The sequence below is a fragment of the Absicoccus sp. genome, assembly GCF_034090965.1.
In the GTDB taxonomy this organism is placed as follows: domain Bacteria; phylum Bacillota_I; class Bacilli_A; order Erysipelotrichales; family Erysipelotrichaceae; genus Absicoccus; species Absicoccus intestinalis.
Genome location: NZ_JAXDRQ010000041.1, coordinates 1 through 3186 on the forward strand (window position 1 = coordinate 1; position 3186 = coordinate 3186).

Sequence of the window (3186 nt, forward strand, 5' to 3'; positions counted from 1 at the left end):
GGCGGAAGGCAGCGACGACACAGGAAAAGAATCAAAGAACAGCGCATTGAGGGCGCTTGCAAAAGGTTTGAGAGGAGAATAGTAATTTATGGGAATGATTACGACTGGAACAGATGAATTTCCGAAAGAACTTGTAACTGAAGTATTCAGCAAGGTAAATGGACATTCGTCTCTGGCGAAGCTGTCTGTTCAGGAGCCGGTTCCGTTTGCAGGAACTACGCAGTTCACATTTGCAATGGATGGAGAAGCATCCATCGTCGGAGAAGGTGCAAAGAAACCGGCTGGTGATGCAAAGTTTACACCGGTGAGTATTACCCCGATCAAGTTTGTTTATCAGCATCGTCTTACTGATGAATTCGTAAAACTGTCTGATGAGCAGCAGCTTCCGTACCTTGAAGCATTCACGGATGGATTCGCAAAGAAGATGGCACGCGCTCTGGATATTTCGGCAATGCACGGCGTAAACCCGGCAACCGGTCTCGCTGTTGATTCTCTGGCATCCAAGAATTTTGACATGGATGCGATCGGCAAGATCGAAACGACTGCAGGTGCAGAGGATAATGACATTGACTCTGCTGTTCAGGCAATCGTTGGGGCTGGCGGGACAGTTACGGGTATTGCCATTGCTCCGACATTCGGTTCATCTCTGGCAAAGATCAAGGCCAATGGAGTAGTTCAGTATCCGGAATTCCGCTTCGGCCAGAATCCTAATGCGTTCTATGGAATGAATTCTGATGTGAATAACACGGTTTCTTTCGGTGCTTCTAAGGATCTGGTTATCCTCGGCGACTTCCAGAATGCATTCAAATGGGGTTATGCAGAATCTGTACCGTGTGAGATCATTCAGTATGGTGATCCGGATGGCCAGGGAGATCTGAAGCAGATGAACCAGATCGTACTTCGTGCTGAGGCTTACATTGGCTGGGGCATTCTGGAGAATTCCTTCTTCAAGAAGATCGTTCAGAAGGCAGGCTGATGAAGTACAGGAACATCAAAAGCGGAAACGTGATTGATATTCCATCTGTGCTGATTGATAGAGATTGGGAGGCTGTTACCGACAAGCAGCCTCTCATTTCTTCTGGTGTTACAGAGGAGAAAAAGAAGGCGGTGAGATCAAATGGACGAAAGCTTCGCGGCAGTCGATGACCTGAGCATCATGTGGCGGAAGCTCACGCTGGATGAGCAGGAAATGTGTGCTGCCATCCTGCCGGTAATTTCCGATCAGCTTCGCTATGAGGCAAAGAAAGTCGGAAAAGATCTCGATCAGATGATTAAAGCCGGCGACCTTCCGAAGAATGTAGTCAAATCTGTCACGGTTGATATTGCTTCCAGGTATATCGAGCAGAGCACTTCTGACAAATCGACTCTGCTCAGTCAGGAATCTCAGTCAGCGCTGGGATACTCCTGGTCTGGAACATATACCAATACAGGCGGCGGCATCAGCATCCTGAACAAGGATCTGAAGCGTCTCGGTCTGAATCGTCAGCGCTATGGGATGGTAGATATCTATGGGCTTGAGAGGAATAACAGTTAAGCTGATCCAGCGCAAAGAGGCTGGCAGAGATGAGTTTAATGCTCCGATCTATCAAGAACTTGATCCTGTTTTCGTTGACAATGTATTGATTGCTCCGCTGTCTTCTCAGGAGCTTCTTGAAACCGTGAACCTTTATGGGAAGAAAGCAGTCTATCAGATTGCAATTCCGAAAGGGGATGAGCATTCCTGGGAGGATGCAATTGTAGAATTCTTCGGCAAGAGATGGCATGTATTCACGCTTTCGCAGAAAGGTATCGATTCTCTCATTCCGTTAGCCTGGAATGATAAGTATCAGGTGGAAAGATATGAGTGATGATTTCAAGCTGGTGCTGAATAAGTCTGGAATAAATAAGCTGCTGAAAGCCGCAGAAACCAGAGCGATGGTGCAGAACCTGGCAAATCAGAAAGTCGCTGCAATGGGAGACGGGTACAAAGTGAACATCAACTATTCCAGCAAAGATGGTCGTGTGACCGCTTATGTCTATCCGGAGACGGATAAGGCAAAGCAAGATAATCTTGATAACAATACCGTCCTGAAGGGAGTAGGCGGATGATTGCTGAGACAAAGATCATAGAACTTCTTCTGAAAAGCGGGATCGATACATATATGGAGCGGCCGAAAGATGCTCCGGAGGAATACTGCATCGTTGAGCGGACAGGATCTTCAAGCTCAAATTATGTGACAACGGCGACGATTGCGGTTCAGTCGATTTCTGGGAGTCTCGCAAAAGCTGCAAAGCTGAATGAGAAAGTAAAGAAGATCCTGCTGACTGCAGATATTGAAGGAATATCTTCAATCAAGCTGATGAGTGATTACAACTTCACGAATATTGCAGCTAAACAGCATCGTTATCAGGCTGTTTATTCGGTTGTGACGAAAGAACTTTAATGGAGGATAGCATTATGCCAAATAACACAGATTATGTAACTACAGGGAGACCTAAATCTACAGGTGCCATTTTTTATGCGCCGAAAGGTACAACTCTTCCAACGAGTGCAGATACAGAACTTGACAAGGCTTTTACATGCGTCGGATTGATCAGTGAAGACGGACTGAAGCGTTCTATCAAGCGCACGACAAAGGAAATCAAAGACTGGGGAGGCAATACAGTTAAGGTTGTTCAGACCGAAGTTAAAGAAACCTTTGCGTTTGCAATGATTGAGGCCTTGAATGCAGCAGTGCAGAAAGCGACCTACGGAAATGCCAGCGTCAGCGGAGATCTTGGTACTGGTCTTACTGTAAAACACGATTCCAGTGAACCTGATGAGTTTGCGTGGGTAATTGATCAGGTCATGTCTAATGGAGATCTTTTCCGGATTGTTATCCCGAACGGAAAATCAACAGATCTTGACGATATTAATTTTAAGCCGGATGAGCCAATCGCCTATGGTGTAACTATTACGGCAGTAGCTGACGGAGATGGAACTACATCGAAAGACTATATCAAAGCAAAGGCTTCTGCCTGAGGAGTAACAGATGAAGGGCAAGACAAAAACCGGATTCGAGTGGAAAGTTAACGCCGAAGCAATTGATAACTGGGAACTTGTTGAAATTCTGACGGAGGCCGATAAAGGAAGCTCTTCGGCACTGATCCAAGGAATGAAGATGGTTCTTGGAGATGAAGGATACAGCGCATTGAAAGAGCATGTTC

The 3186-nt window shown here is 46.2% G+C and carries 6 protein-coding genes; all 6 read left to right on the top strand.

Translation table 11 applies throughout. From position 1 onward, the window contains the following. Positions 1–88 precede the first annotated feature (88 nt). The 6 genes from SOS22_RS05610 (at position 89) to SOS22_RS05635 (ending at position 3001) form a co-directional block, all read left to right on the top strand. On the top strand, positions 89–976 hold the full coding sequence (locus tag SOS22_RS05610) for a phage major capsid protein (RefSeq protein WP_320596586.1): 888 nt from the start codon (positions 89–91) through the stop codon (positions 974–976). Between the two features lie 141 nt (positions 977–1117). Next, positions 1118–1534, top strand: coding sequence for a phage Gp19/Gp15/Gp42 family protein (locus SOS22_RS05615; RefSeq protein WP_320596587.1), 417 nt, complete (start codon positions 1118–1120; stop codon positions 1532–1534). Further along, positions 1509–1847, top strand: coding sequence for a hypothetical protein (locus SOS22_RS05620; RefSeq protein WP_320596588.1), 339 nt, complete (start codon positions 1509–1511; stop codon positions 1845–1847). Before SOS22_RS05615 ends, SOS22_RS05620 begins: the two co-directional genes overlap by 26 nt. After that, on the top strand, positions 1840–2088 hold the full coding sequence (locus SOS22_RS05625) for a hypothetical protein (protein ID WP_320596589.1): 249 nt from the start codon (positions 1840–1842) through the stop codon (positions 2086–2088). The genes SOS22_RS05620 and SOS22_RS05625 overlap by 8 nt, the downstream gene beginning before the upstream one ends. Next, complete coding sequence (locus SOS22_RS05630) at positions 2085–2423, top strand: hypothetical protein (protein ID WP_320596590.1); 339 nt, start codon at positions 2085–2087, stop codon at positions 2421–2423. Before SOS22_RS05625 ends, SOS22_RS05630 begins: the two co-directional genes overlap by 4 nt. A gap of 14 nt (positions 2424–2437) precedes the next feature. Continuing rightward, entirely contained in the window at positions 2438–3001 is a 564-nt protein-coding gene (locus tag SOS22_RS05635; RefSeq protein ID WP_154502548.1) for a phage tail protein, read from the top strand. The last annotated feature ends 185 nt before the right edge of the window (positions 3002–3186 follow it).